Source organism: Candidatus Thermoplasmatota archaeon (assembly GCA_034660695.1).
GTDB lineage: Archaea > Thermoplasmatota > E2 > UBA202 > DSCA01 > JAYEJS01.
Window position 1 is genome coordinate 1 of the sequence record JAYEJS010000033.1, and the last position, 2,337, is coordinate 2,337.

The window sequence follows — 2,337 nt, forward strand, 5'->3', positions numbered from 1 at the left end:
GCAGAGAGTTAGTTTTCTAGATTACATAGAAGATATATTCTCCAAACGATACGCCATGCCAAGACTATCTGCACTAATCTTGGAAAAAGCGAAGGAAAATCCCACAATTTATTGAACAAGTTCAAATGATAGTATGAACTTTGTAATAGAAGACAAGGAAGAAAAAGGGAAGTATTTGCTTGATGAGATCAAAAATAAAGTTATTTTAGGTGATACATTCAAAGTGCTTAAGAAAATAGGTGACGAGAGTATAGAGATGGTTTTTATAGACCCGCCTTATTTTTTACAATTGCCGAATAAAAAATTGAAACGTTGGACAGTTAAAACTGCCAGTAAGGAGGAATCATGGTAACCAAAGTGGAGGCAATAAAAAAAGTTTTGGAAGAATTTGGTGGAGTTGCCACTTGGGAACAAATTTATGATAACATTGAGAAATATTATCCAACTGCTAAGGTTAGTAAGGAATGGAAAGCAGGAATACGAGGAGTTTTATACAGAGAAATTAAAAATAGGAGAAATTTCAAAAAGGTAGGATTAGGACTTTATGCCTTAAAAGATTATGAAGAGGAAGAGAAGCCAAAACCCGAAGAGAAAAAAAGGATGCATTCATACATAGAAGGCATATGTTTAGAGATAGGGAACTTTGAAGGATTTTTGACCTATACGCCGGATACATCTGCGGGATTCAAAGATAATGTCTTTTTAAATCAAATTACCACGCTACCGGAAATACCTATGTTCACTTACCCAGACATGATAAATGTGGTAAAAAGAATAGATGTTTTGTGGTTTAATAAGACAGGTTTTAGATTTCCTCAAAATGCTTTTGAGGTAGTAGATACTATAGGAACACTTACTGAGGCATTAAATAGATGCGTTCAGTTAATTTATTTTAGTACAAATATTACGATTGTTGGACCGAATAAATACAAAATTAAATTTGAAAATAAAATAAATATGGAACCATATATAAAATTTAGAGATAGATTTGACTACAAAGACTATAAAACCCTTATGGATTTCTACGATCTATCAGTAAAAATGGATGAAGTAAGAAAAGGATTCTTCAAAGGAACATAATGAGGTGAATGAAAATGGATTACGAGAAGTTTTGCTCAATTATGAACAGACATATATTTAAGGGAGATAAGAAAGAATTACTTAGGATAATCGCTTCACAAGAGCCATATTTTGGAGGTTTTAGTCTGTTAAATTCACGAATATTTTTGGATGGCTGTTTACAACATCTCCTACAATCTCACGAGATTAGATTTGGAGACGCTATTGAGGAGATACTTACAGCATTCTTAGATTATTGGGGATTTACTACTCTTGAAAAGATAATTATACCCGACCCTACAAGTAGAAGAAAGTTGGATATAGACCAATACTTCACGGATGGAAGGATATATTATTTCATTGAACAGAAAGTTCGAGACGATCACGATTCGACCAAAAAGAGGGGGCAAATCAGCAATTTTGAAACGAAATTAGAATTTTTGTACAACAAACATGAGACGAATTTAAAGGGAATAATGTATTTTATTGACCCCGATTTAATCAAAAATAAGAACTACTACTTGGAAGAGTTAGAAAAAATGGAGGATACATACGGGATAGAATTAAAACTTTTATATGGAAGGGAACTTTTTGACTATTTTGGGAAATCTGAGTTATGGGAAACAATATTACAATGGCTGAAATCATGGAAAGATAGTTTACCAGAGTTACCAGAAATAAACTTTGATGCTGAACCCGAAGAAAGTTATAATGAAATAAAAGAACTAGAAATCAGATATTGGAGGAAGATTTTAGAGAATGATAAACTATGGGAAGAAGGGATTGTAAGGGCAATATTTAGAGAAGGAACTACTTTGAAACTTATACAGAAATTTTTCAATGCACAACCTACAGTCCCTCATAGACGCTTGTCTGATTTGTTATCTCAAAAATTTGGAGAATACTATAATGAGTAGAATCAGTAATGCCTTGAAATTTTGGCGGGCGGAACGCTTCGTCGCTTCGCTCCTCGCCCTCACTTCGTTCGGGTCATATAACACGGGCTATACGGCTCGTTTCACTCGCTCAAATTTTGGCTTCGCCAAAACTTCGTATAGCCCGATTCCGTTATACGAAATTGTCCAAACTTTTATATTATTCATCACTGTGCCCTTTGTATTGGATTTGCGTGTTAAATATTCCGTTTTCAGGGGGCTTAATATCTATTTAATGAGGGAATAATTATGCCAAAAAAAGTCAGGGGTTGGTATTATAATCCACCAAAACAAAAAGTAGATAAATTTGCAAAAGAAGAAATTAAAAAGAAATGCGATAAAT

At 33.6% G+C, this 2,337-nt stretch carries 3 protein-coding genes; all 3 read left to right on the forward strand.

Annotated features, from left to right (window positions below; translation table 11 throughout):
- The first annotated feature begins 133 nt into the window (after positions 1 to 133).
- Genes U9O96_01705 through U9O96_01715 form a run of 3 tightly spaced genes read left to right on the forward strand, consistent with a single transcriptional unit; the run spans position 134 to position 1,976 of the window.
- Positions 134 to 352, forward strand: coding sequence for a hypothetical protein (locus U9O96_01705; GenBank protein MEA2053822.1), 219 nt, complete (start codon positions 134 to 136; stop codon positions 350 to 352).
- Positions 346 to 1,080 (forward strand): hypothetical protein, encoded by a 735-nt coding sequence (locus tag U9O96_01710; GenBank protein ID MEA2053823.1) that lies wholly within the window; start codon positions 346 to 348, stop codon positions 1,078 to 1,080. Before U9O96_01705 ends, U9O96_01710 begins: the two co-directional genes overlap by 7 nt.
- Before the next feature lie 14 nt (positions 1,081 to 1,094).
- On the forward strand, positions 1,095 to 1,976 hold the full coding sequence (locus tag U9O96_01715; GenBank protein ID MEA2053824.1) for a restriction endonuclease: 882 nt from the start codon (positions 1,095 to 1,097) through the stop codon (positions 1,974 to 1,976).
- Positions 1,977 to 2,337: the final 361 nt, after the last annotated feature.

Coding starts and splice junctions, on each gene's coding strand:
- U9O96_01715 (MEA2053824.1), top strand. CDS start 1,095: ATGGATTACGAGAAGTTTTGCTCAATTATGAACAGACATATATTTAAG.
- U9O96_01710 (MEA2053823.1), top strand. CDS start 346: ATGGTAACCAAAGTGGAGGCAATAAAAAAAGTTTTGGAAGAATTTGGT.
- U9O96_01705 (MEA2053822.1), top strand. CDS start 134: ATGAACTTTGTAATAGAAGACAAGGAAGAAAAAGGGAAGTATTTGCTT.